22 protein-coding genes are annotated in these 24,155 nt (G+C 69.9%); 10 read left to right on the plus strand and 12 right to left on the minus strand.

Going from position 1 to position 24,155, the window contains the following annotated elements; all coding sequences use genetic code 11:
• The 4 genes from BMY74_RS28340 to BMY74_RS28355 form a co-directional block, all read left to right on the plus strand.
• Positions 1 to 480, plus strand: a 480-nt coding sequence (locus BMY74_RS28340; RefSeq protein ID WP_177229963.1) for an alpha-glucosidase C-terminal domain-containing protein, incomplete at its 5' end; no start/stop codon positions are given.
• 8 nt (positions 481 to 488) lie between these two features.
• A complete protein-coding gene (locus BMY74_RS28345; protein WP_089921515.1) occupies positions 489 to 1,799 on the plus strand; it encodes an aminoglycoside phosphotransferase in 1,311 nt (436 codons plus the stop codon).
• A 3-nt stretch (positions 1,800 to 1,802) separates the two neighbouring features.
• Positions 1,803 to 3,977 (plus strand): 1,4-alpha-glucan branching protein GlgB, encoded by a 2,175-nt coding sequence (gene glgB, locus BMY74_RS28350; RefSeq protein WP_089921516.1) that lies wholly within the window; start codon positions 1,803 to 1,805, stop codon positions 3,975 to 3,977.
• A gap of 123 nt (positions 3,978 to 4,100) precedes the next feature.
• Positions 4,101 to 5,471, plus strand: a complete 1,371-nt coding sequence (locus BMY74_RS28355) for a neutral zinc metallopeptidase (protein ID WP_089921517.1) — start codon at positions 4,101 to 4,103, stop codon at positions 5,469 to 5,471.
• A 35-nt stretch (positions 5,472 to 5,506) separates the two neighbouring features.
• Here the strand turns inward: BMY74_RS28355 and BMY74_RS28360 are convergent, their stop codons facing one another.
• From BMY74_RS28360 to BMY74_RS28370, 3 genes are read right to left on the minus strand one after another with little or no spacing between them, the layout of a single operon-like run.
• Entirely contained in the window at positions 5,507 to 6,205 is a 699-nt protein-coding gene (locus BMY74_RS28360) for a hypothetical protein (RefSeq protein ID WP_143091733.1), read from the minus strand.
• Complete coding sequence (locus tag BMY74_RS28365) at positions 6,205 to 6,618, minus strand: DUF6114 domain-containing protein (RefSeq protein WP_089921519.1); 414 nt, start codon at positions 6,616 to 6,618, stop codon at positions 6,205 to 6,207. The genes BMY74_RS28360 and BMY74_RS28365 overlap by 1 nt, the downstream gene beginning before the upstream one ends.
• The gene (locus BMY74_RS28370; protein WP_089921520.1) at positions 6,609 to 7,199 is read right to left on the minus strand and encodes a DUF6230 family protein; all 591 of its coding nucleotides are present in this window, start codon (positions 7,197 to 7,199) and stop codon (positions 6,609 to 6,611) included. Before BMY74_RS28370 ends, BMY74_RS28365 begins: the two co-directional genes overlap by 10 nt.
• 181 nt (positions 7,200 to 7,380) lie before the next feature.
• On the opposite strand from BMY74_RS28370, the gene BMY74_RS28375 reads away from it, so the two are divergent.
• Both BMY74_RS28375 and BMY74_RS28380 read left to right on the plus strand, forming a co-directional pair.
• Positions 7,381 to 8,823, plus strand: a complete 1,443-nt coding sequence (locus BMY74_RS28375; protein WP_089921521.1) for a neutral zinc metallopeptidase — start codon at positions 7,381 to 7,383, stop codon at positions 8,821 to 8,823.
• 33 nt (positions 8,824 to 8,856) lie between these two features.
• A complete protein-coding gene (locus tag BMY74_RS28380; protein ID WP_245786414.1) occupies positions 8,857 to 9,651 on the plus strand; it encodes a helix-turn-helix domain-containing GNAT family N-acetyltransferase in 795 nt (264 codons plus the stop codon).
• A gap of 378 nt (positions 9,652 to 10,029) precedes the next feature.
• Here BMY74_RS28380 and BMY74_RS28385 read toward each other — a convergent pair whose 3' ends face one another.
• The 3 genes from BMY74_RS28385 to BMY74_RS28395 form a co-directional block, all read right to left on the minus strand.
• Positions 10,030 to 11,001 carry a tetratricopeptide repeat protein gene (locus BMY74_RS28385; RefSeq protein ID WP_089921523.1) on the minus strand — a complete coding sequence of 324 codons (972 nt, stop codon included), beginning with the start codon at positions 10,999 to 11,001 and terminating at the stop codon, positions 10,030 to 10,032.
• Positions 10,998 to 11,822: an SCO6745 family protein gene (locus BMY74_RS28390; protein WP_089921751.1), complete on the minus strand. Its 825-nt coding sequence runs from the start codon at positions 11,820 to 11,822 to the stop codon at positions 10,998 to 11,000. Before BMY74_RS28390 ends, BMY74_RS28385 begins: the two co-directional genes overlap by 4 nt.
• 84 nt (positions 11,823 to 11,906) lie before the next feature.
• A complete protein-coding gene (locus tag BMY74_RS28395) occupies positions 11,907 to 12,212 on the minus strand; it encodes an MTH1187 family thiamine-binding protein (protein ID WP_089921524.1) in 306 nt (101 codons plus the stop codon).
• 50 nt (positions 12,213 to 12,262) lie between these two features.
• Between BMY74_RS28395 and BMY74_RS28400 the strand changes: the two genes are divergently transcribed.
• From BMY74_RS28400 to BMY74_RS28410, 3 genes are read left to right on the plus strand one after another with little or no spacing between them, the layout of a single operon-like run.
• Positions 12,263 to 12,760: a MarR family winged helix-turn-helix transcriptional regulator gene (locus tag BMY74_RS28400; RefSeq protein WP_089921525.1), complete on the plus strand. Its 498-nt coding sequence runs from the start codon at positions 12,263 to 12,265 to the stop codon at positions 12,758 to 12,760.
• Between the two features lie 42 nt (positions 12,761 to 12,802).
• A complete protein-coding gene (locus tag BMY74_RS28405; protein ID WP_177229964.1) occupies positions 12,803 to 13,858 on the plus strand; it encodes a phosphotransferase in 1,056 nt (351 codons plus the stop codon).
• A complete protein-coding gene (locus tag BMY74_RS28410; RefSeq protein WP_089921527.1) occupies positions 13,855 to 14,898 on the plus strand; it encodes a phosphotransferase family protein in 1,044 nt (347 codons plus the stop codon). Before BMY74_RS28405 ends, BMY74_RS28410 begins: the two co-directional genes overlap by 4 nt.
• On the opposite strand, the gene BMY74_RS28415 is transcribed toward BMY74_RS28410, so the two are convergent.
• From BMY74_RS28415 to BMY74_RS28440, 6 genes are all read right to left on the minus strand, one after another.
• Positions 14,870 to 15,193, minus strand: a complete 324-nt coding sequence (locus BMY74_RS28415; RefSeq protein ID WP_089921528.1) for a DUF3817 domain-containing protein — start codon at positions 15,191 to 15,193, stop codon at positions 14,870 to 14,872. The two genes, BMY74_RS28410 and BMY74_RS28415, sit on opposite strands and share 29 nt — an antisense overlap.
• Positions 15,194 to 15,252: 59 nt before the next feature.
• Complete coding sequence (locus BMY74_RS28420; protein WP_089921529.1) at positions 15,253 to 16,296, minus strand: ABC transporter permease; 1,044 nt, start codon at positions 16,294 to 16,296, stop codon at positions 15,253 to 15,255.
• The gene (locus tag BMY74_RS28425) at positions 16,293 to 17,204 is read right to left on the minus strand and encodes an ABC transporter ATP-binding protein (protein ID WP_089921530.1); all 912 of its coding nucleotides are present in this window, start codon (positions 17,202 to 17,204) and stop codon (positions 16,293 to 16,295) included. Before BMY74_RS28425 ends, BMY74_RS28420 begins: the two co-directional genes overlap by 4 nt.
• A 77-nt stretch (positions 17,205 to 17,281) precedes the next feature.
• Positions 17,282 to 18,076: a hypothetical protein gene (locus tag BMY74_RS28430; RefSeq protein ID WP_089921531.1), complete on the minus strand. Its 795-nt coding sequence runs from the start codon at positions 18,074 to 18,076 to the stop codon at positions 17,282 to 17,284.
• A gap of 92 nt (positions 18,077 to 18,168) precedes the next feature.
• Positions 18,169 to 20,409, minus strand: a complete 2,241-nt coding sequence (locus BMY74_RS28435; RefSeq protein WP_089921532.1) for a helix-turn-helix transcriptional regulator — start codon at positions 20,407 to 20,409, stop codon at positions 18,169 to 18,171.
• A 28-nt stretch (positions 20,410 to 20,437) separates the two neighbouring features.
• Entirely contained in the window at positions 20,438 to 22,645 is a 2,208-nt protein-coding gene (locus BMY74_RS28440; RefSeq protein ID WP_089921533.1) for a GH92 family glycosyl hydrolase, read from the minus strand.
• 518 nt (positions 22,646 to 23,163) lie between these two features.
• Between BMY74_RS28440 and BMY74_RS28445 the strand changes: the two genes are divergently transcribed.
• Entirely contained in the window at positions 23,164 to 24,147 is a 984-nt protein-coding gene (locus BMY74_RS28445; RefSeq protein WP_089921534.1) for a LacI family DNA-binding transcriptional regulator, read from the plus strand.
• Positions 24,148 to 24,155: the final 8 nt, after the last annotated feature.

Below are 24,155 nucleotides of genomic sequence, written 5' to 3' on the forward strand. Positions count from 1 at the left end.
TGGACCCCGGACCGCAACGCCGGGTTCTCGAGCTGCGACCCCGGCCGGATCTACCTGCCGGTGATCATGGACCCGGTCTACGGCTACCAGGGCCTGAACGTCGAGGCGCAGCTCAACAGCTCGACGTCGCTGCTCAACTGGACGCGGCACATGATCGAGGTGCGCAAGCAGCACCACGCGTTCGCCGAGGGCGACTTCACCGAGCTCGGTGGCTCCAACCCGAGCGTGCTCGCCTACAAGAGGCAGTGGAAGCGCCCGGACGGCCGCGAGGACATCGTGCTCTGCGTGAACAACCTGTCACGCTTCCCGCAACCCGTCGAGCTCGACCTCTCCGAGCACCGCGACCACACGCCGGTGGAGCTCACCGGAGGTGTCAAATTCCCCGCGATCGGGGAACTCCCTTACCTGTTGACCCTCCCGGGTCACGGTTTCTACTGGTTCCAGCTGGTAGAGGCGGGCGACGACGGTGAAATGAGGTGAATCGCGGCGTGACCGATCCCCACGAGCTCGTCGAGAAGCTCGTCGCCTCACTGCCCGACCTGCTCCCGAACGCACGGTGGTTCGGCGGCAAGGACAAGCCGATCACGGCCGTCCGTCCACTCAGGACGACGGTGGTCGACGGCGACCTGGTGCACGTGGTCTTCGAGGTCGAACAACCCGGCCGCACCGAGAACTACCAGGGCGCGTTGAGCCTGAGCACCGGCGCTTGGGACGTGCTGCTCGACCCCGAGCACAACGGCGTCCTGCTCGACCGGATCGCCACCGGGCACGAGGTCGACGGCATCGTCTTCGCGCACGAGCCCGGCACGGAGCTGAAGTCGGGCCTGCGCGGGCGGCCGATCGGCGTCGAGCAGTCCAACACGTCCCTGATCTACGGCCAGCAGTACATCCTGAAGATCTTCCGCAAGCTCGCGAACGGCGAGAACCGGGACCTGACGATGCACCGCGCGCTGCGGTCCGTCGGCTGCGAGCACATCGCGCTGCCGCTGGGGTCGATCTCCACGAAGCTCCACGGGCAGCCGGTCACGCTCGCGATGCTGCAGGAGTTCCTGCCGGACGCGGTCGAGGGCTGGGACATGGCCAAGACGTCGGTCCGCGACCTGATGGCCGAGGCCGACCTGCACGCGTTCGAGGTGGGCGGCGACTTCGCCGGCGAGGCGCAACGACTCGGCCACGCCGTCGCGAAGGTGCACGCCGACCTGGCGGAGGCGCTGGGCACGAAGATCGCCGACGAGGACGCGATCTCCCGCGCGATCGAGGGCATGCAACGCAGGCTTGGCGTCGTGCTGGAGGCGGTGCCGGAGCTCGGCCGCTACGAGGAGCCGCTGCGCGCCTCGTTCGAGCAGGCGCGCGAGCACGTCGGCGCGTTGCCGATCCAGCACATCCACGGCGACCTGCACCTCGGTCAGGTGCTGCGGACCGTGCACGGCTGGCTGCTGATCGACTTCGAGGGCGAGCCGGCGGCGAGCGTCGAGGACCGCCTCGCGTTGCGGTCGCCGTTGCGCGACGTGGCGGGGATGCTGAGGTCGTTCGACTACGCGGCACGGCAGCTGCTGGTCGGCCAGCCCGACGACGACCAGCTCGCCTACCGCGCGATGGAGTGGACGAAGCGCAACCGCGCCGCGTTCTGCGACGGCTACGCCGAGGTGGCGGCCGACCCGCGGGACAACGTGCCGCTGCTGCGCGCTTTCGAGCTGGACAAGGCGGTCTACGAGGTCGCTTACGAGCACGCCAACAGGCCGGAGTGGTTGACGGTTCCCCTGTCGTCGATCGCCCGGATGACCAGCGGAGGAGAGTAGACCGTGAAGGCCGACCTGGACCGGCTCCTGTCAGGTGCGCACCACGACCCGCACTCGGTGCTGGGTGTGCACACCGTCGGCGACCAGGTGATCGCGCGGGCCCTGCGCCCAGGCGCGACGTCGGTCGCCATCTCCTGGGGCGACAAGCAGGTCGAACTGCCGCGCATCGCGGACGCCCTGTTCGAAGGCGAGCTGCCCGAGGCGCCCGGTGACTACCGGCTGCTGGTCAGCTACGGCGACCACACGGTCGAGGTCGACGACCCGTACCGGTGGCTGCCGACCGTGGGCGAGCTCGACCTGCACCTGATCGGCGAGGGCCGGCACGAGCGGCTGTGGGACGTGCTGGGCGCGCACGTCCGTTGCTACGAAACGGTTTCCGGTGACGTCACCGGTGTCTCGTTCGCGGTGTGGGCCCCGAACGCGCGCGGCGTGCGTGTGACCGGTGACTTCGACGGCTGGGACGGGCGCGCGAACCCGTTGCGCTCCATGGGTTCCAGCGGTGTCTGGGAGGTGTTCCTGCCGAACGTCGTGCCGGGGTCGCGGTACAAGTTCCGCATCCTCGGCCAGGACGGCGTGTGGCACGAGAAGGCCGACCCGATGGCGTTCGCCACGGAGGTCCCGCCGCAGACGGCCTCGGTCGTCACGCGGTCGGAGTACGAGTGGCAGGACGAGGAGTGGACGGCGAAGCGCGCGGCCACGCAGTGGGCGAACGCGCCGATGTCGATCTACGAGGTGCACCTGGGCTCGTGGAAGCCGGGGCTGAGCTACCGCGAGCTCGCGACCGAGCTCGCGGACTACTGCGTGGACATGGGCTTCACGCACGTCGAGATGCTGCCGGTGGCCGAGCACCCGTTCGGTGGTTCGTGGGGCTACCAGGTCACGTCGTACTACGCGCCGACCTCGCGGTTCGGCACGCCGGACGACTTCCGGTACTTCGTCGACACGCTGCACCAGCGCGGCATCGGCGTGCTGGTCGACTGGGTGCCCGCGCACTTCCCGAAGGACGCCTGGGCGCTCGCGAAGTTCGACGGCACACCGCTGTACGAGCACGCCGACCCGCGCCGCGGTGAGCAGCTCGACTGGGGCACGTACGTCTTCGACTTCGGGCGCAACGAGGTCCGGAACTTCCTGGTGGCGAACGCGCTGTACTGGATCGAGGAGTTCCACCTCGACGGCCTGCGCGTGGACGCCGTGGCGTCGATGCTCTACCTCGACTACTCACGGCCGGAGGGCCAGTGGCTGCCGAACGAGTTCGGCGGGCGCGAGAACCTCGACGCGGTCCGGTTCCTGCAGGAGCTGAACGCGACGGTCTACAAGCGGCACCCCGGCATCGTCATGATCGCCGAGGAGTCGACGGCGTGGCCGGGCGTCACGCGGCCGACGCACCTGGGCGGACTCGGGTTCGGCTTCAAGTGGAACATGGGCTGGATGCACGACACGCTGCACTACCTGTCGCGTGAGCCGGTGCACCGCTCGTTCCACCACAACGAGATGACGTTCTCGCTGGTCTACGCGTGGAGCGAGAACTTCGTGCTGCCGCTCTCGCACGACGAGGTGGTGCACGGCAAGGGCTCGCTGTGGGAGCGGATGCCGGGCGACGACTGGAACAAGGCCGCGGGCGTGCGGTCGCTGCTGGCGTTCATGTGGGCGCACCCCGGCAAGCAGCTGCTCTTCATGGGCGGCGAGTTCGGGCAGCGGCAGGAGTGGTCGGAGTCGCGGTCGCTCGACTGGCACCTCGTCGAGCAGGAGCCGCTGCACCAGGGCATCCAGAAGCTGATGCGCGACCTGAACGCGGTGTACAAGCAGGCGGCGGCGCTGTTCAGCCACGACATCACGCCCGAGGGCTTCCAGTGGATCGACGCGAACGACTCCGGCGGCAACGTCCTGTCGTTCCTGCGGATCGGTGAGGACGGCTCGACGCTCGCCTGCGTGGCGAACTTCTCCGGCTCGCCGCACCACGACTACCGGGTCGGTCTGCCGTCGTCCGGGCGCTGGAAGGAGCTCGTGAACACCGACGCCGCGCACTACGGCGGGTCGGGCGTGGGCAACATGGGCGGCGTCGAGGCCGAGGCCAGGCCGTGGCACGGACGCCCGTACTCGGCGATCCTGCAGCTGCCGCCGGCCGGTGTGCTGTGGCTCGTTCCCGAGACCCCCGGCGTGCTGGGCGAGGCGGACTGACGCGGCGCGGCGGGCTGATCCGGTCAGGTGAACCTGTTCAGCCCGCCGCACGTTGCCCCTTGTATGCGCCTGACTTGGACGAGAAGGACGCCCCTCGAGCCGGCCGGCAGGCACAATGGGTTCATGCGGCACCGGAGCATCGCGCTGATCGTCGCCACCGCCCTGCTCGCGGTGGGTTGCACCGCTGAGATCCCTGGGCGGCCCCGCGCCGCCAAGGTGGTGAAGAAGGAGGCGTCCAGCCCCACCGTCCAGGTGCGGGGTTCGGACAACGGCCCCATCGACAAGCTGGCCGCCACCGCGCTGACGGACATCGAGGAGTTCTGGACGGACTCGTTCCAGAGCACTTTCAACAAGCCGTGGAAGCCGCTGACCGGCGGATACTTCTCGGTCGACACGGCCGACGCCACCGCGAAGCCGCCGCCGTGCACGCAGAAGGCCGCGGACGTGGAGGGCAACGCCTTCTACTGCCCCGCCGCCGACGCGATCGCGTGGGACCGCGCGTCGCTGCTGCCGGTGCTGCAGGACCGCTTCGGCGAGGCCGCGGTGGTCGTGGTGCTCGCGCACGAGATGGGTCACGCGGTGCAGAACCGCATGGGCATCACCCCCGAGGCGGAGCGCCGCGAGCCGGACCGGTACCCGACGATCCTCACCGAGGCGCAGGCCGACTGCTTCGCGGGCGCGTTCGTGCGCAACGTGACGGACGGCAAGTCGCCGCGCCTCGACATCAACGCGGACGCCCTGGACAAGGCGCTGGGCGCGCTGATCACGTTCCGCGACCCGGTCGGCACCTCGCCGGAGGACGAGCAGGCGCACGGCAGCGCGTTCGACCGCGTGGCGGCGTTCCAGGACGGCTACGAGCAGGGCACGAAGTTCTGCTCCCAGATGACGGTCCAGAACCGCCAGTTCACGCAGCGCGCGTTCACCAGCACCACGGACCGCGCGAACGGCGGCAACCTGCCGTTCGACGACATGCTCGAGGCCGTCACGCCCGACCTCGACGGCTTCTTCAAGGACGTGGCCACGAAGGCGGGCAAGACCTGGCAGTCGCCGCGTGCCGAGGCCTCCCAGACCGAGCCGACGTGCTCCGGTGACCAGGGTCCCGTCGCGTACTGCCCGTCGGACAAGACGATCAAGATCGACACCAAGGAAGAGCTGCCGGACCTGCACAAGGAGTTCGGCGACTACGCCACGGGCACGCTGATCGCGACCCGGTACGCGATGGCCGAGCTCGCGGTGCTGGGCAAGCCGACCGAGGGTGAGAAGGCGTCCGCGGCGGCGCTGTGCCTGGCCGGGGCCTACACGGGCGCGGTGTTCCAGCGGCAGGACGGCTTCGGGCTCTCGCCGGGCGACTTCGACGAGGCCGTGACGGTGCTGCTGCAGTTCGACTACGCGGCCCGTGACGCGAAGGGCGGCAACCCGGTGGACCCCGGCTTCCAGCGCGTGGCCCGGTTCCGCGAGGGCGTGTTCGAGGGCGCGAAGAAGTGTGGCGTCTGACGTTCTGAGAGCCCGCACCGGTGCCGGTGCGGGCTTCAGCGCCTTTCGGCCGGTGCCTGGTCGGACACGACCGAGATCCGCGCGCCCGGGATCTTGAGCGTGCCGCCCCTGAGGTCGGTGTTGCGCACCGTGACCTCGGTGAACGTCACGAACGGCACGATCAGCGGCGGTGGGTGTGCCGCGGTGTAGTCGACCGGGATCTTGACCCCGAGCAGGTCGAGGTTGCCCTTGAGCTGCAGCGTGTACAGCTCGATGCGGCCCGGCGACACCGTGGACGTGCTGCCCGGCCGTGCCGCCGTGACGAGCTTGACGCCCGGCGAGACCTCGGCGGACTGCACCAGGTCCCTGATCTTCATGTCCGACGCGGTGAACTTCAGGACCTTGACGACCTGGCCGTTCAGCAGCGCGTCGACCACTCCGGCGAAGTTCAGCCCGCCGAGGTCGAGCCTGGACGCCGTGAGCGTCCACTCGCGCCCTCCACCCGCCACCGGGGCAGGGACCGGTGGCGGGGGCGCCGGCGTCGAAGGCTCCGTGCTGGTCGGCGGAACGGACGCGGACGACGCCGGCGGCGGAGTGGCGCTGGTGCTCGACGCGGGTGGTGGCTCCGACGTGGTGCTGGTCGGCGCCGGTGAGCTGCTGCCGGGAGCGGACGACGGCGGTGGCTCGGTGCTCGACGGCGGTTGCAGCGCCAGCACCGCGGCCATCGCCGCGGCGGCCAGCGGATGTGCTCGCATCACGTGGGCTGGACCGTCTGCGAAGACACTTCCGCCGCCTTCGGCTTCTTGGGCTCGTCGGTCCACGCCACGGCGAGCGCACCGCCGAGCAGGCTGAGGACCGTGCCCGCCAGGAAGCCGCCGAGGTTGGTCACCACGAGCGCGACCAGCGACAGCAGCACCGTGACGATGCCCGCCGCGAGCCGGAACTTCGGCTGCACCCACAGCGACACCGCGCAGATCGCGAGCAGCGTGCCGATCAGCAACGCGGACGTGCCGCCGATCGTCTTGATCGAGATGACCATGTCGCCGAGCTTCACGCCGACGAACGGTGGGAACAGGATGATGAGCGCGCCCGCGGCCACGAAGAGACCGGCCCAGAAGGGCCGGCCACGCCGCCACGCGGTGAAGCCGCGCCAGAACGTCAGAAGCACTCTTGCTTCCCCTGGCGAATGGTCAGGTTCATGCCCTTGAACCTGATGGTCTGGGCCGTGGTGGCCCAGGCGGTCTGCTGCAGCGAGGTGATGTTCGCCGTGTCGGCCTGCAGGCCGAACGAGCCCGGCAGACCCCGGAGGTTCTCCGGTCCCTTGGTCACCTTGTTGGCGTCGATGCCGATCTCGGGGTTGCCGAGGACCAGGTCCCCGTTGAGGTCGGTGAGGTTGACGACCAGGTTCTCGGCCGACATGCCGCCCACGCCGTCCGCGGTGATGCGCATCGTGATGTCACCGACGATCGGCATGTTCGCGACGAACACCGACTGGCAGAACTTGTCGAGCCTCGCCGTCTTGAACCCGCTGACCGCGACGACGTGCGTCTTGCCCGCGCCCGCGTCCACCCCGCCGAACTGGACGAACCCCTGGCCCACCAGGTTGTCGGCGGACACCTTGAAGTTGGTGCCGGACACCGCGAACGAGGCGGCCAGCGCTCCCTGGGACATGCCGAAGAGGAGGGCACCGGCGCCTATCGCGCCGATGCCGAGCACCCCGGCGAACCGTGCCCAGCGCGTTCTACCCATACCCCCGGACTCCTTCCACGCTGAAGGCTTGCGTGAGAGGGACTTTGGGCCGGAAACATCGGCGGGACAACGAAAACGAGCCCGCGCAGTTTTGAAATCACCCCAGGGAGTGAGCAGGTTTCACGTTCGGCCCTGGCACTTGCTGCACGTGGCCGAACGCCGCTTAGTAGGGTCTGACCTCATGGGATTCGGACGAATCGCCGTCGCGCTGGCCGTGACCGCGACCTTGACGGCGTGCGCCTCCGTGGTCGAGGGCGACCCGAAGGGCGAGCGACCCGACCCCACGAAGGTCGCGGGACTGGAGATCTCCAACGGCCCGTCCGGCCCCAAGCAGGGCGTACCGGACGCGGACCTGAGCGTCGAGAACGGTGACGGCGGCGAGATGGACCGCCTCGCCATCAACACCCTCGCCGACGTGCAGGAGTTCTGGAAGGCCGAGATCCCCAAGTCGTTCCCCGGCAAGACCTTCGAGCCGGTGAAGCGCTTCCTGTCCTACGACTCGAACGGCAAGGGCGTCGAGGTCTGCAGGCTCAACACCACGGGCATCGCCAACGCGTTCTACTGCGCCCTCGACGACAGCATCACGTGGGACCGCGGCGAGCTCCTCCCGATGCTGCAGGACTCGTTCGGCCCGATGGCCGTCGTGACGGTCCTCGCGCACGAGATGGGCCACGCCGTGCAGTACAAGCTCGGCCCCGCCTCGAACATCGGCCCCAACACGTCGTCGATCGTGAAGGAGCAGCAGGCCGACTGCTACACCGGCGTCTTCATGCGCTGGGTCGCCGAGAACAAGGCGAAGCACTTCGAGCTCTCCACCGGCGAGGGCCTCAACCAGGTGCTGCAGACGATGTTCTTCATCCGCGACAGCGCCGGCACGTCGTTCGAGAAGCAGGGCGCCCACGGCAGCGCGTTCGACCGCGTCTCGGCCTTCCAGTTCGGCTTCGTGCGCGGCGCCGCCCGCTGCGCCGAGATCAACGAGGCCGAGATCAACAAGCGCATCACCGAACGCCCCTTCGACCTCTCCGACACCGACCAGGGCCAGGGCCGCGGCAACGCCAAGATCGACGAGGAGAAGTACCTCAGGGCCCTCGAGGAGTCGCTGCGCGACGCCTACAAGTCGAGCGGCGCCGTCTTCCCCGCCTTCGACCGCGCGGGCATCAAGCCCTGCTCCGACGCCCAGACCACATCTCCGGCCTCCTACTGCCCGGCCGTCAACCAGGTGCAGCTGGACCTCCCGCAACTGGTCAAGATCGGCACACCCCCGAAGAAGGGCACGAAGGGAGGCATCGGCGACTTCGCGGCGTTCGCCGTCATCGCCTCCCGCTTCTCCCTGTCGATCCAGCACGCCACGGGCTTCAAACTGGACGACGACGCCGCAGGCCAGCGCACCGCGTGCCTCACCGGAGCCTGGGCGGGCCTCACCAACCGCCCGGACGCGGCGGCGAACCTCAAACTCTCCCCCGGCGACCTCGACGAAGCCGTGGCGGAACTCCTGGCCGACGACAGCCTCATCGCGGCAGACGTCAACGGCAAAGCCGTCCCCTCCGGCTTCGCCCGCGTGGAAGCCTTCGGCGACGGCTTCTTCCGAGGCCTCTCGTTCTGCGTGAAGAAGTACTCGGTTTGATCAACCGATCGACCCCGGCCGATACTCGCTGACGTGCTCACCGATGAAGCCACGACCTACGCCTCGTGGTTCGCGACCCTGTCCGACCCGACCAGGGTCCGCCTGCTCCACCACGTGGCCTCGGCGCCGGCCCCGGTCACCGTGGGAGAGCTGACCACCCTGCTGGGCGTGAGCCAGTCCACCTGCTCGCACCACGTCCGCAAACTGGCCGAGGTCGGCTTCCTCCAGATCCAGCGCGAGGGCACCACCACCCTCGTCACCGTGAACCCGGCCTGCTGCACAGGCCTCCCCCACGCAGCGGACGCGGTCATGGGCGCCCTCTCCACAGGCACCCTCCGCCCAGCGGAGGGCGTCGCGATGCGCGCGATGACCGCCGCCGACTGGCCAGAGGTCCGCCGCATCTACGGCGAGGGCATCGCGTCGGGCAACGCCACCTTCGAGACCGAGGTCCCGTCCCGCAGAACCCTGGAGTCCAAGTGGCTACCGGACCACCGCTGGATAGCCGAGGTGGACGGCACCGTGGCGGGCTGGGCGGCGGCCACCCCGGTCTCGGCGCGCGAGTGCTACGCGGGCGTGGCGGAGACGTCGATCTACGTGGCCGACAGCGCGCAGGGCAGGGGCGTGGGCAAAACCCTGCTGCACCACCAGGTCGCGGCCGCGGACGCGGCGGGCCTGTGGACGCTGCAGGCGGTCATCTTCCCGGAGAACCGGGCCAGCATCGCGCTGCACCACAAGGCGGGGTTCCGCACGGTGGGATTGCGGGAGCGGATCGCGCAGCACCACGGCAGGTGGCGGGACACCGTCCTTTTGGAACGGCGACGCGCCTAGGGCGGGGTGGCACGCCTGACGGCCGCGATGCCGCAGGCGAGCCGTCCTGAGCAAAGAGGTACCGGCGGTGGGGTCCCATCACGAGTCGCGCCACAGCTCTTGCTGCATGCCTGAGGGGGTGTCAACTCGACACGCTTTTCGTCGAGTTGACACCCCCTCAGGCATGTGGCCCGCTCTTGGTGCGGCTTGGGATGGGACCCCACCGCCACCGCAACCAAACCAAGCAACCGGCAGCCGCTCTACGCAGCAGGCGTGCCATCAACCTGCCCCCAGCGCTGGCCCCCATCTCAGATTGCCGGGGTCTGGGGCAGAGCCCCAGAGGAAGCACGCAAAGCGACCAGGCCGCCCGCAACAGGGGTACGCGCCAAAACCGACGCGTCAGTACAACGCAGAAGCCAACGCCCGCCGAGCAGCGGCAACCCGAGGATCGTCAGCCGGGAACAGCTCGAACAACCCCACCAAATGGGCCCGAACCCGATCCCGGTCCTCCCCGAAAACCCGCCGAACGGTGGAAACCAACCGAGAGAACGCTTCCTCGACCATCTGCCCGGCAACCTGGGCATCGGCGGCAGCCAACTGAGCGTCGATGTCCTCAGGCGCCCCATCGGCCTTGGCGATCACCGCAGGGTCAACGGCCTCGGCCCGCTCAGCGAACCGAGCCTGCGCAAGCCCTTCCTTGGCCAACTCGTTCGAAGGCTCAGAAGCGAGAATCTCCGAGTAGAACCCCTGAGCGGCAACGTAGTCCCCCCGCTCGAAGGCCTCCTCAGCAGCAACGATCCGAGGGTCCTCAGGAATCTCCTCGGGCTCGACCGGACCCCCGGCCCGAGCCTCCCCGGCACGAATCCCGGGCAACCGGTCCCGCAGAGCGTCCAGCAACCGGGCGATCCACTGCGACAGCTCGGCGTCGGCAATGGGCCCGCCGAAAGCGTCGATGGGCTGACCAGCGGCAACGGCCACGGTGGTCGGCACGGACTGCACCCCGAACGCCTGCCCGATCCGCGGCGCGGTCTCCAGATCGACCCGCGCCAGGATCCAGGCGCCGCCGGACGCCGACGCGTGGCGGGTCAGGGTCGCGGCCAGCTGCTGCGACTCCGGGCTGTACGAGGCGCCCAGCAGCACCACGACGGGCACCTGCAGGGACTGTTCGACGACCGCCTGGAAGGAGGCCTCGGTGACGTCCACGATCCACGGCACGGAAGAGCCGTTGTCAGGCGCCGGGGCACCGGCGGGGGCGGGGGACGCCGCGGCGGTGCGGGCCGCGTCGGCTCGGGCCTTCAGGGCGCCCAGGTCGACGGCGCCCGAGAGCGCGGCGGACAGTGCGGCGGTCTTGCGAGGATCAGGCCTTGTCACGTGTTCCATCCTGGCACGGCTAGTTCCCGGACCGGGTCCAGGGCCATCGGGTTGACGCGCATCGCCTCGTTGGCCGAGGCGATGCGTAGAGCGAGCGGTGTCATCAGGTCGATGAACCGCGATGTGCGTTCCTCACCCAACGCCTCCCACGGCGCCCGAGCGGCCTCATCGGTCGCTCGTTCCACCGCGGGGAGGTCGCCGGGCAGGTCCGCGACTTCTTCCCACTCCTCGACAGTCCAACCACGCGCGGTGCGCATGTATGCCGGGTCGAGGGAATGCTCGCGCGCGTAGAGCGCAAGCGCTTGGCACGGGCCCACGCCGGCCGCGACCAGCGCTGCCACGTGGCCGTCGCCGCGGGCCTCGCGCAGGATCGTGCAGGCGTGCCACAACGCCAGGTGGGGCTCGGAGGGCCACGGCAACGCGCGGTTCGCCGCGGCCAGCGGCCGGCCTGCCAACGGGCTCGCCAGAGCGGCCTCACGAGCCAGAGCAGCGGCTTCCGCGATCTCCGGCGTGTCCACCGAGCCCAGCAACCGGCGCAGAGCTCCGTCGACGCCCTCCAGCCGGGCATCGAGAAAAGCAGAAGGCGACGCCACCTCCCACGCGTCCGGCAACGCGCGGTGGACCATGCGCGGCGCGAAGTTGTAGAAGACCGCCGTCACCAGTTCCGGAGACGCGGCGCCCAGGGGTGCGGCGCGCATGCCGAAGTAGCCCATCCAGCCGCCCTTGCAGCCCAGCGCGTCGGTCGCCGCGCGGGATTCGGGCGTGAAGTACGTGACGTCGTGGTAGGGCTCGAACCTCAACCACAGCTGCCTCGCGTCCACGCCCGACACGCTAACCCAGCCGGAGCCGCCGCACGGGTCCACTCACCGTGGCGGCGTAGAGCGTTCGGCCATCCGAGGACGCTCTCACGGCGTGTCGGCGAGGTGTTCCTCGATCCGGTCGACCTTGGCCTTGAGCTGACCGGTGTAGCCGGGCCTGATGTCGGCCTTGAGCACGAGGGACACGCGTGGCGCGGCGGCCTGCACGGCCTCCGTCGCGCGCTTCACGACGTCCATCACCTCGTCCCACTCCCCCTCGACCAACGTGAACATCGCGTTGGTCTCGTTGGGCAGTCCGGACTCCCGCACGACGCGGACCGCCTCGGCCACGGCCTTCGCGACGCCTCCCGACGAGTCCGAACCGGACGGAGCAACGCTGAACGCGACGAGCACACGAGCCTCCTGCTGATCACGGGTTGTACTGACTGGTAGCTTCGGTGCCCATGACACCGCTGCCGTTCGATCCGATCGCCCGCGCGGCCGAGCTGTGGGACGACCGGGTGGGGTCGTCCACGTCGATGGCCGCGGTCACGAGCGTCATGCGTGTCCAGCAAATCATCCAGTCCGCCGTGGACGCAGCCCTCAAGCCGCACGGTCTCACGTTCGCGCGCTACGAGGCGTTGGTGCTCCTCTACTTCTCCCGCAAGGGCGCGCTGCCGATGAGGGTGATGGGCGAGCGCCTGCAGTTGCACCCGACGAGCGTCACGAACATCGTCGACCGGCTGGAGAGCGACGGCCTCGTCCGCCGCACGCCGCACCCGACCGACCGCCGCACCACGCTGGTCGAGATCACCGAGGCGGGCCTGCAGCGCCGGGAGAACGCGACCGCGGCCGTCGTCGACGTCAACCTCGGCCTCAAGGGCCTCACCGACCGCCAGACCGAGCAGCTCACCGACCTGCTCGCGAAGGTGCGCCGGGCGAGCGGCGACTTCGAGGATTAATTCGGCTGCGCGGCCGGGCCCGCCTGTGGCCTGATGGGGCGCATGTGGGATCGACCGGACCGTTCTGTCGTCGCGCTCGTCAGCACCCCCGGCGGGTTCACCGGGCGCACCGGGGTGATCCCGGTCGGGACACCCGACTGGAACCACGTCGAGCCGGTCAACACCGCCCTGCGCGCCCTGCTGGACGTCGAGACGAGCGTCCTGCGCCTGCTCTCGACCGAGGGCGGCAAGGTGCCTTTCGGCGGCGTCGTCACCTACCACGTCGAGGCGCACGACGAGCCCGACCACGACCTCCTCGAACCCGCTGAGGCGCCGGCACCGGACGCCGAGCACCGGCTGCCGTGGGCACGACCGGGAGGTCCGTCCGAACTCGTCGCGTGGGCCGACTCGGTGATCACCCGCACCGGCCCGGCCGCGCAGGTCCGCACCTGGAACCTGTCGAGCGTGCACCGCCTGCCCACCGCGAACGGACCGGTGTGGCTCAAGGCCGTGCCGCCGTTCTTCGCCGACGAGGGCTCGGTGATCAAGATGGTCGCCGCCCACGACCCGGCGCTCGTGCCCGAGGTGCTGGCCTGGGCACCCGGCCGCGTGCTGATGAGCCAGGCCGAGGGCACCAAGTGCTGGCCGGTCACCGCCGGACACGTCGAGGAGGTCGTGCCGCGCTGGGTCGCCGTCCAGCACGCGCTCGCGGGAGAACCCCAGCTCAGGCCGTCCGCCGTGCCGATGCCGGACTTCGGTCTGCCCGACACGCTCACCCACGGCGACTTCCACCCCGGCAACTGGCTCGACAGCGGCGTCGTCATCGACTGGTCCGACGCCGTCTGGGGCCACCCGGCGCTCGACGCGTGCCGGCTCATGGAGTACGCGCAGCCCGAACTGCACGACCTCATCCGTCGCGTGTGGAGCGAGGCGTGGCTGCGGCACCGCCCGGACAGCGAGCCCCTGAAAGCCCTGGAGATCGCGCCGCGCGCGTCCAGGCTGCACAACGCCGTGAAGTACCAGGAGTTCCTCGACAACATCGAGGAGTCCGAACGGATCTACCACGAGGGCGATCCCCAGATCGAGCTCCGCGAAGCGCTGCGGCTGGTGAGCGGGTGAGCGAGCGGTCGGTCATCGCCCTGGTCAGCGGCCCGAGCGGGTTCGCGGGCCGCACGGACGCCCTCCCGGTGAGCTCACCGTGGTGGCCCGACGTCGAGCCCGTCAACGAGGTGCTCGAGGAGCTGCTGGGCGTCCGGACGAGCGTCCTCAGGCTGGTCTCGGTGCAGGGCGGCGGGCGGCCCGCCGGTGGCGTGGTCACCTACCACGTCGAGGCGCACGGCGAACCCGACCGCACCCACCTGCACCCGGCGGAGGAACCCGCCGCGGACGCCCCGCACCGGTTGCCCTGGGCACGGCTCGGCGGACCGTCCGAGCTGGTCGCGTGGGCCGACGAGCACGTCGAACGGACCGGCCCGCCCGTCCAGGTCAAGTCGTGGAACCTGTCGAGCGTGCACCGCCTGCCCACCGCGAACGGCGACGCGTGGCTGAAGACCGTCCCGCCGTTCTTCGCGGACGAGGGCGAGGTGATCAGGATGGTCGCCGCGCACGACCCGGGCCTGGTGCCGGAGGTGATCGCCTCGGCACCGCGCCGGGTCCTGCTGGCCGGGGCCGCGGGTCAGGCGTGCTGGGACCCGAGACCGGAGCACGTCGAGGAGGTCGTGCCGCGCTGGGTCGCCGTCCAGCACGCGCTGGCGGGCGAGCCGCGGCTGAAGCCGTGCGTCGTCCCGATGCCGGACTTCGGGCTGCCGGACACCCTGGTGCACGGCGACTTCCACCCCGGCAACTGGTTCGACAGCGGCGTCGTCATCGACTGGTCCGACGTCGTCTGGGGCCACCCGGCGCTCGACGCGGGCAGGCTCATCGAGTTCTGCCGGCCCGAGCTGGGCGACCTGATCCGCCGGGTGTGGAGCGAGGCGTGGCTGCGGCACCGGCCGGACAGCCGCCCGCTCGAAGCCCTCGACACCGCCCGGCGCGCCTCACACCTGCTGCTCGCCGTGCAGTACCAGGAGTTCCTGGACAACATCGAGGACTCCGAGCACGTCTACCACCGCGACGACCCGGCGAGGGAGCTCAGAGCTGCTCGGCGGCGGGCTCGCTGAGGCGGCCGGTCTTCGAGGCCCAGCGCTCGAAGAGCACCGTGCCGAACGGCGGGATGCTCGACAGCAGGCCGAGGACGAGCGTGCGCGCGTCCCACTTCAGCGGCTCCTTCGTCATCAGCGTGACGAGGATGAAGCCGACGAAGACGATGCCGTGGATCGGGCCGAAGATCTTGACGCCGATCTCGTTCTGCACGACGACGTACTTGAAGAACATCCCGAGCAGCAGGCCCGCCCAGGAGATCGCCTCGGCGAGGGCGAGGATGCGGAACCGGCCGGTCACGCTGGAGAACGTCATGGCTCCCCATCATGAACCGTGACGGGGAGCACACGACCACCGGGCCTGTCTGGTGTGTCCTATTCCTCCCACTTGAAGACGCGGGAGGCGAGGAAGCCGACCACGAGCGAGAACCCGACGAGGACGGCGGCCGGCACCGCCAGGGCCTCGATCCCCTTGCCGCGCACCAGCACGTCGAGCATGCCGTCGTTCATGTGCCGCAACGGGAACGCCTTCGACACGGCCTGCAACCACGCGGGCGCCTGGTCGACGGGGAAGAACGTGCCGGACAGGAACGCCATCGGCAGCACCACGATGTTCGCGGCGGCCGACGCGGCCTCCTCGGTCTTCGCGAACGCGCCGACCAGCATGCCGAGCGCGAAGAACGCGATGGTTCCCAGCAGCAGCAACGGGATCGCGAGCCACCACGCCCCGGACAGCCGCAGGCCGAACACGGGCAGCGAGGCGACGCCGATGAAGGTGACGCCCTGCACGAGCGCGACACCGGCGCTGACCAGGATCCGCGACGACAGCACGGACGTCGTCGAGATCGGCGCCAGCCGGATGCGGCGCAGCACCTGCTTGCGGCGCCACGACACGAGTGTCAGCGCCGACCCGAACACCGCCGACACCGCCACACCCCACGACAGGATGCCCGGCGTCAGGTACTGGATCGGCTTGAGCGTGGCGTCCTCGACCTTCTCCGCGGTGAACGTGAAGGTCGGCGGCTGCCCGGTCGCGGCGAGGTTCGCCCTGTCCACGAACCCGTTCACGATGCCGACCACCGTCGCGGACCGCACCTGGTCGCTCTGCGCGAACCGCAGGTCGATCCGCTGGCCGCGAACGATCAGCGCGGCGGGCAGGTCGCCGTCCTGCACCTTCCGCACAGCGGCGTTCTCGTCGTCGTAGGACTCGAACTCCAGCGCGCCGCTCTCGCGCAGCGCTGACACGACCGACCCGTCCCCGACCAGCGCGATCTTGGTCCTGTCCTCGCCCGCGTCCCGCAGGAGCAGGCCGAAGATGATCAGGAACATCAGCGGGAACAGGAACGTGAAGAACAGCGTGGCCTTGTCGCGCACGAAACCCTTGAGCATCGCCACCGAGAGCGTCTTGAACGCGGTCATGCCCTGTACTCCCGTCCGGTCAGGTCGAGGAACACGTCCTCGAGAGTGGCCGTGCGGACCTGCAGGCCGTCGAGCGCGCCGCGTTCGGCCAGCGCCGACAGCACGGGAGCGGGGCGGCGGGTCGAGAGCGTCAGCGACACCTCGTCCTCGTGGGCCTCGTCGACGCCGTCGAGCGCGGAAGCGTCCACAGCGGACAGAAGCCCCTTCTGCAGCGTCACGTGGGTCGGCGCGTCGAGTCCGCGCACCAGCACCGCGGGCCGGTCGAGTGCGAGGACCCTGCCTTTGTCCATGATCGCGACGCGGTCGCAGAGGATCTCGGCCTCGTCGAGGTAGTGCGTGGTGTAGACGATGGTCTTGCCGCGTTCCTTGATGGCGCGCAGCACGTCCCAGAGGTTCCGGCGCGCCTGCGGGTCCAGCGCCGCGGTCGGTTCGTCCAGGAACACGATGTCCGGGTCGTGCACGAGCGCGCACGCGATCGAGAGCCGCTGGCGCTGACCGCCGGAGAGCTTGTTCTCCTGCTCGTTCGCCTTGTCCGCCAGGCCGACCAGCTCGAGCATGTCCGCGGCCGTGCCGGCGCTCACCCCGTAGAGGGCACCGAACGTCTGCAGCTGCTCCTTCGCCGTCAGTTTGTCGAAGAAGGACGTCGCCTGGAGCTGAACACCGATGCGCGGCAACAACTTCACGTTGCGCGGCCACGGGCTCTCACCGAGCAGCACCACCTCGCCGCTGTCGGGTTCGCGCAGCCCCTCCACGATCTCGAGCGTGGTGGTCTTCCCGGCGCCGTTGGGCCCCAGGATGCCGAAGAACTCGCCTTCGGCCACGGTGAACGAGACCCCGTCCACCGCCTTCAGCTCGCCGTAGCTCTTGCGGATGTCCCGCACCACGACCGCGGACCGTTCCTCCGTCATGGCCGTGACGGTAGGTCAGCGGGTACGGGTTCGCGGCGCGGAACGACCAAAGTCGCCGCGAAGTCGAGACGAACGACCTATCCGCCCGCGACCAGCAACGGGCAGGCGGTGTACACGTCGTTCAGCCTTCGCAGCGCCGTCGCGAACTGGTCGAACCGGGCGCGCGGGACCGCCGTGCGGACCTCACCGATCACCTGCCACAGGTAGCGGTGCTCGGCGGTCTCCACGACCGGCGCCGGCACCCCGGACGGCACGTCGGCGGCGAACTCGAGCGCCACCGCCGCGGCGCGCAGGCACGCGGTCGCGAGGGTCACGCAGTCCTCGACGAGGGTGCGGTCGTCCTCGGCGCGCAGGACACCGTTGACGGCGAACCGGACGGCCTGCATCAGCGCGAGGTAGAGGCGCTGGCCCGCCAGGGCGCGCTCGCGCGGCAGGTTCTCGGTGCCGGGGCCGGGGGTCACCACGGTCATGCCGACCTGGGGGCGGCGCAGCACGTGGTCGAAGAGCGCGGTCGGGGCCCAGAGCAGGGTCCGCCAGGAGTCCTCGGTGACCGAGGTGCCCATCCTGGCCGCGTTCTCCAGCACGTCGAGGTAGGCGATCAGGACACCGGACAGGAACACGCCGCCGCGGTCGCCGCCGACCCGTTCGACCCCGAATCGCTGGTCGATGGGGCACACCTGCACGCGGTGAGCGGGCGACCACTCGATGACACCGCTGTTCGCGAGCACCACGCGGGCGAGCCGTTGGTGCACGGGCGATGCCGAGAGCACCGTGTCGTCCAGCCCCATCTGCACGAGCGTGGAGGCGGCGTGCTGCAACCCCTCGCGCCGTTGCGGCACGAGGTCGGGGTGCAGCAGGCGGAACGGTTCCACGTCGCCCCCTTGTCGTCGTTCCGACCACGATGAACGGCGAGGGGCGGGAAGTCATCCGGATGCAGCGCAGCGTTACGTCTCAGTTGGACGCATTAGTGCGTTCGGGCCCAGGCCGCAAGCTGCGTCCTGGACGAAAGGTTCAACGTGGTCTTCACGTTGTGCACGTGGGATTCCACAGTCCTGTGCGAAATACCGAGTTTGGCGGCGATCTGGGCGTTCGTCAATCCCTGGGCCACCAGCTCGACGACCACGCGCTGGCGGTCGCTCAGCACCGCGTCCCGCACGATCTCCTTGTCCAGCGCGGTTTCCAGGGCGTGCCGCGCGTCCATCGACCGCCCGGCCGCGAGCGCGCGCTGGAAGGCCGCCGGGGAGAGGGATTCCCGCGAGAGGTCCAGTGCGGCGGCCATCTTCCGCCGCCACCACGGTTCCGGCGGGACGACCCACGTCGTGCGCATCTGCTGGCAGGCCACCAGAAGCCGCACGCCGAGCTCGTGCCGTCCGGACGCCATCGCGACGAGGCCTCGGCCCTCGATCGACTCGACCGCGGCCCGAGGCGTCTCCGCCATCATGCGCGCGCTCTCGGCGAAGTGCGCGCCGGCCGTCGCCAGATCCCCCCGTTCCAGGGCGATGCAGGCCGACGTGTGCACGGCGATGGCCACGACGTCCTGTCGCGCGTGGACTCTGAGCACCGGCAACGCGCTGTCGACGAGGTGGGCGGCCCCGTCGGTGTCACCGTCCACGAGCAACCGCCAGCCGAGGTTCTGGCTCGACACGGCGACGCTCACGTCGTTGCCGTTGCGTGCGCCGTACTCGATCGATCGGCGCAACGCCCGTGCGGCGTTCAGCGCGTCACCCAGGCCCTCGTGGGCGTGCGCCAGCGTCCGGTACAGGCGGCACATGATCAGCTCCTGTCCGCCCGCCTCCGCCGTCGCGATCGCTTCCAGGGCGTGATCCACGGCCTCGTCGTGGCGTTGCTCGTGGGCCGCGAGCAGAGACGCGTACTCCAGCGCGAGGATCCGGTACCGGGCGTCGGCGGCCGACTGGTGCAGCACCTGCATCAGCACCGCGCCCGCCTGGGCGAAGTAGCCGCGGTCGAAGCAGACCCTGAGCAGCATCGTGGCGAGCATCAGCCGGCGGTCGTCCCGCGGTGCCACCAGATGGGCGAACGCGTACGCCACGTTGTCGTACTCCTGGTGCTGCGCCTGCACCTGACCGGGCGTGAGGATCGACGACGAGACGCCGGGCTCGCCTTTTTCGCACAGCCAGGCGATGATCCGCTCGGCCGTCACCTCGCGCTCGCCGTGCTCCCCGAGCCGTTCCTCGGCGTAGAGGCGGATCGACTCGAGCATCCGGAACCGGCCGTCGTTCTCCCGCGCCACCAACGACTTCGCCTGCAACGCCGTGAGCGGCCCGATCACCGAGCGGCCGTGCACGACCTCGGCGATCTCCAGCCCGAACCCGCCGGGCAGCAGCGCGAGCCGCCGGAACAGCTCCTTCTCCTGCGCGGTCAGCAGGTCGTGGCTCCACGTGATGGCCGCGCGCAGGCTCTGGTGCCGAACCTGCTCACCGGCGTCGGTCAGCAGGTCGAGCCGGTGGTCGAGGCGGTCCGCGAGCTCGGGCGGTGGCACGGAGAGCCTCGCCGCGAGCTCCACCGCGAGCGGCAGGCCGTCGAGCCGCGCGCAGATCGTCTCGACCGTGTGGTGGTCGCCGCCCGTTCCGGCGCGTTCACGGAAGAGCTTCGCCGCGTCGGCTCCCATGCCGCGCAACGGGAAGACGGCCTCGCCGATGGACCGCAGCGCCTCCCTGCTCGTCGCGAGGACCTGCACGTGCGGGCAGCGCGACAACAGCGCGTCCACCACCTCGCAGCACTCCTCGACGAGGTGCTCGCAGTTGTCCACCAGCAACAGGACCCGGCGGTGGTGCAGCTCGTGGACCAGCGTCGTCCGCAACGCGACACCTGCGTGCTGGTACACCCCAACGGCTTCCGCGAAGGCCTGCACCACCTGGTCGGGGCGGCTCAGCCGGCCGAGCTCGACGGTGCGGACCTCGGTCCGCCTGCACCGCCGGGCCAGCTCGACCGCGAGCCGCGTCTTCCCGACCCCCGCCGGACCGACGACCGTGAGCATCCTGTGCTTGCGCAGCAACAGGAGCAGCTCGGCGAGCTCGGCCTCCCTGCCGACGAACGCGTCGTCGTAGCCGGGCAACTCCGCGACCACAGTGGACGTACCGGCCGAACGCCGGCGGTAGGCGCGCTGACGGCACGCGTTCGAGCAGTACCGCGCCCGCGACGGCAGCGGCGCGTACTCCGTGCCACAGCTCGCGCAGATGCCCATCGGAGAAGCGTACGACCGATCCGGCGTCTCAATTGGAAAGTGTGTGGAGGTCGACCTCGAGCGTGGTCCCCTGCCACAGCTCCGCGATCTCGATCCGTTCCTTGTCCTTGGACAACCAGCCGCTCCTGATGCGGCGCACCACCTGGGTCTTCGCCGCGTCCGCCTGCTCGGCCCTGATCACGACGTCCTTGCCGTTCTCCAGGTGGATGACGGCCTTGGTGAACTTCGGCGCGTGCGGCACGAACTCACCCGTCCCCGGCACGGCGGGGTACATCCCGAGGGCGCTGAACACGTACCAGGCGGACATCGTGCCGAGGTCGTCGTTTCCCGTGACGCCCGCCGGCCCGTTGACGAACAACGTCTGCGCGGCCCGCACGACCACCGACGTCTTCTCCGGCCTGCCGATCAGCGCGTACATCCACGGCGCGTGCAGATCAGGTTCGTTGTTCGGGTTGTACCTGAACTGGTTGTAGTAGTCGTACGGTCCGACGACCCACTTCTCGCGCACGGTCCGCTTCGGATCGACCAGCAGGTCCTGGTATGCGAAGAAGTCGTCCAGCCGAGCCTCGGCCGCCGCCTTGCCGCCGAGCGCGGTGAGCAACCCGGTGATGTCGTGCTGCGCCAGCCACTGGTACTGCCAGGCAGTGCCCTCGTGGAACCCCTCCGACCCCTGGGGCGTGTAGGGGTCGAGCCACGCACCGCCCTGCAGCTTGGGCCGCGGGAACCCGGAGAAACCCCGGTCCGTGACGCTGTTGTCCCACAGCGTGCGGTGGTTGAGGCCGCGAACCCTGAACCGCTCCGCGTCCTCCGCGTGCCCCAGCTCGCCGGCCATGATCGCGAGCGTGGCGTCGGCCAGCGCGTACTCCAGGGTCGCCGACGCGCCGTGGTGCGGATCGGTGTCCTGCCCCTTCTTGGGGAAGCGCTTGTCGTACTGCACGAACCCGTGGGCGAGGTAGTTCGGGTTGCCGGACCTGCCCTGGAACCGGCTGGCGGCAGGAGGAACGCCGTCGGCGTTCTGGACGAGTGCGGCGTACGCCTGCTCCTCGAAGCCCTTGAGGTGCCCGAAGCGCCACAGGTCGACCAGGAACGGCGTGACCGGGTCGCCGGTCATGCAGTTGGTCTCCTGGTTCGCGTAGGCCCACCGCGGCAACCAGCCACCCTGCTCGTGGATCGCCAGGATGCTCCGGCCGATGTCCTGGGACCGCTTGGTGCGGAGCAACGCGAGAAGCTGGTTGTGCGCCCGGTACGTGTCCCACAGCGAGTAGTACTCGTAGTACGTCCAGCCGTCGGCACGATGGACCTGGTTGTCGAACCCGCGGTACCTGCCGTCCACATCGCTGCCGGTCAGCGGCTGGAGCAGCACGTGGTAGAGCGCGGTGTAGAAGACCGCCCGCTCGTCCCAGTCTTCCGTCTCGATCTCGATGCAGCCGAGCTCCTGCCGCCAGGCGTTCTGGGCCTCGTTGCGGAGCTCGTCGAAGGTCTTGTCGGCGGTTTCGACCGTCAGGTTGTGCGCGGCGCCTTGTTCGTCCACTTGCGACAGTGCGGTGGCCGCCGTGACCGGGCCGGGCGTGAACGTGACCCAGGCACCCCTCAGACCCGCACCGCCCGCGGACTCCCTCTGGTTCGGCCGAGGTCCCGTCGGCCCCCAGGTGCCGAACTGCCGGAACGGCCGGTCGAACCGGGTGGTGAAGTGGGTGAGGTAGGGACGGCCGCCGCAGAACGCCTGCGTCTCCACGGTTCCGGCGATCGTGCGGTCGTCGAGGACCCTGATGGAACTGGCGCTGACCGGCTCCTTGTCGTTGGCCTGGCCGACGTTGACGAGGAGCGTGCCGCCGACGCCGTTCGGGAACGTGTACCGCTCGACCCCGGCGCGCGTGGTCGCGGTGCACTCGACGGTGATGTCGTTCTGCAGCTTGACCTTGTAGTAGCCGGGCTTGCCGATCTCGCCGTCGTGGGTGTAGCCCGCGGCGTACCGCTTGTGGTCGAAGGACTGCGGCAGTTGCACGACCGGGAGGATCGGGACCAGGCCGCCCTGCTCCCAGCAGCCCGCGCCGGACAGGAAGAAGTGGCCGAAGCCGCGGATCTGCTGGTCGTCGTAGCGGTAGCCGGCGTAGTGCGAGCCGATGGGGCTGCTGTGGGCCTTGCCGAACGGCATGGACGCGCCGGGGAAGGTGTTGCCCTCGTCCTTGGTGCCGATGAAGGTGTTGACCGACTCGATGGGATCCAGTGCGTCCACGGCTTCACCCTAGAGGGGATTTTCGGGGATGGCGGGGTGGGCGGGTGGTCCGGTCGGGTGGTGCGGGCGGCGGCGCGAGCGGGTTGGCGGGTGGCGTTGGCGCGGGTGGCGTTGGCACGGATGGCGTTGGAATGGATCGGATTCCGATGCCCAGCCGGTCGGGACGCCTCGGCTTCGCCATTGCGTTGACACCAGGTCTCTTCGCGTCCTTCGAGGGACCGGGCCGGGGTGCAACCGCCGCCGCATGCGCACCCCGGCCCGGGGGCCTTCGACCGGACCACACCCGCCGCAGGAAGCGGAACGCGGTCCGTCACCAAGAGACTGCGGAGCGCACACGCTCAAGGTCAAGACCACGACGATCACTTGTCCACTTCTGGACAAACGAGGGTGGCACGAGGTGCCTTGAACGGTGAGGAAGTGTTGACAAGGGCGTAAAGCCGGGGTGAGATACGGCCACTATGACAACGTTGTCCCCCAGCGGGCCCGTAGCCGGTCAGCGCAAGGTACGTCGCGCGACGATGAACGACGTCGCGCGGTTGGCGGGCGTCAGCATCAAGACCGTCTCGCGCGTGGTCAACGACGAGCCGGGTGTGCACCCGTCCACCGCCGAGCGCGTGCTCGCGGCCATCGACCAGCTCGGGTTCCGGCGGAACCTGAGTGCCCGCAACCTGCGCCGGGGGTCGTCCACCGGCACGATCGGGCTGGTGCTGGAGGACGTCGGCAACCCGTTCTACTCCGGCGTGACCCGCGCTGTCGAGGAAATCGCCCGCCTGCGCGGCAGACAGGTGATCTCGGGGTCGTCGGACGAGGATCCCGGGCGTGAGCGCGAGCTGGCGCTGGAGTTCTGCTCCCGCAGGGTGGACGGCCTCCTCATCGTGCCCGCGGGCTTGCAGCACAGCTACCTCGTGCCGGAGATGCGCGCCGGGACGCCCGTGGTGTTCCTGGACCGGCCGGCCGGGGACGTCGTCGCTGACACGGTGCTGGTGGACAACATCGGCGGGACGGTCGAGGCCGTCACGCATCTGGCTTCGCACGGGCACCGCCGCATCGCGTTCCTCGGGGACGCGCCGGACATCTTCACCGCCAACGAGCGGCTGCGCGGGTACCGCGAAGGCTGCGTGCGGGCCGGGATCGGGTACCACGAGGAGCTCGTGGCGATGGGGCCGCACGACGAGAGCAGCGTCGCGACCACGTTGCAACGACTGCAGACCATGCGTGAGCCCGCCACGGCGATCGTGGCCGGCAACAACCGCATCACCGTGTACATCCTGCGCGCTCTCGCGGGTGTCGCGGAACGGCCCGCGCTGGTGGGCTTCGACGATTTCGAACTCGCTGACCTGCTGTCGCCGCCGGTGACCGTGATCGCGCACGACGCGAGCGCGCTCGGCAAGGCGGCCACCGATTTGTTGTTCGCCCGACTGGACGGCGACAACTCACCACCGCGCCGCGTCGTGCTGCCGGTGCGCTTGGTGCCACGAGGATCCGGGGAGGTCCACGCGTGAGTTCTGGT

Source organism: Lentzea albida (genome assembly GCF_900111005.1).
In the GTDB taxonomy this organism is placed as follows: Bacteria; Actinomycetota; Actinomycetes; order Mycobacteriales; family Pseudonocardiaceae; genus Lentzea; species Lentzea albida.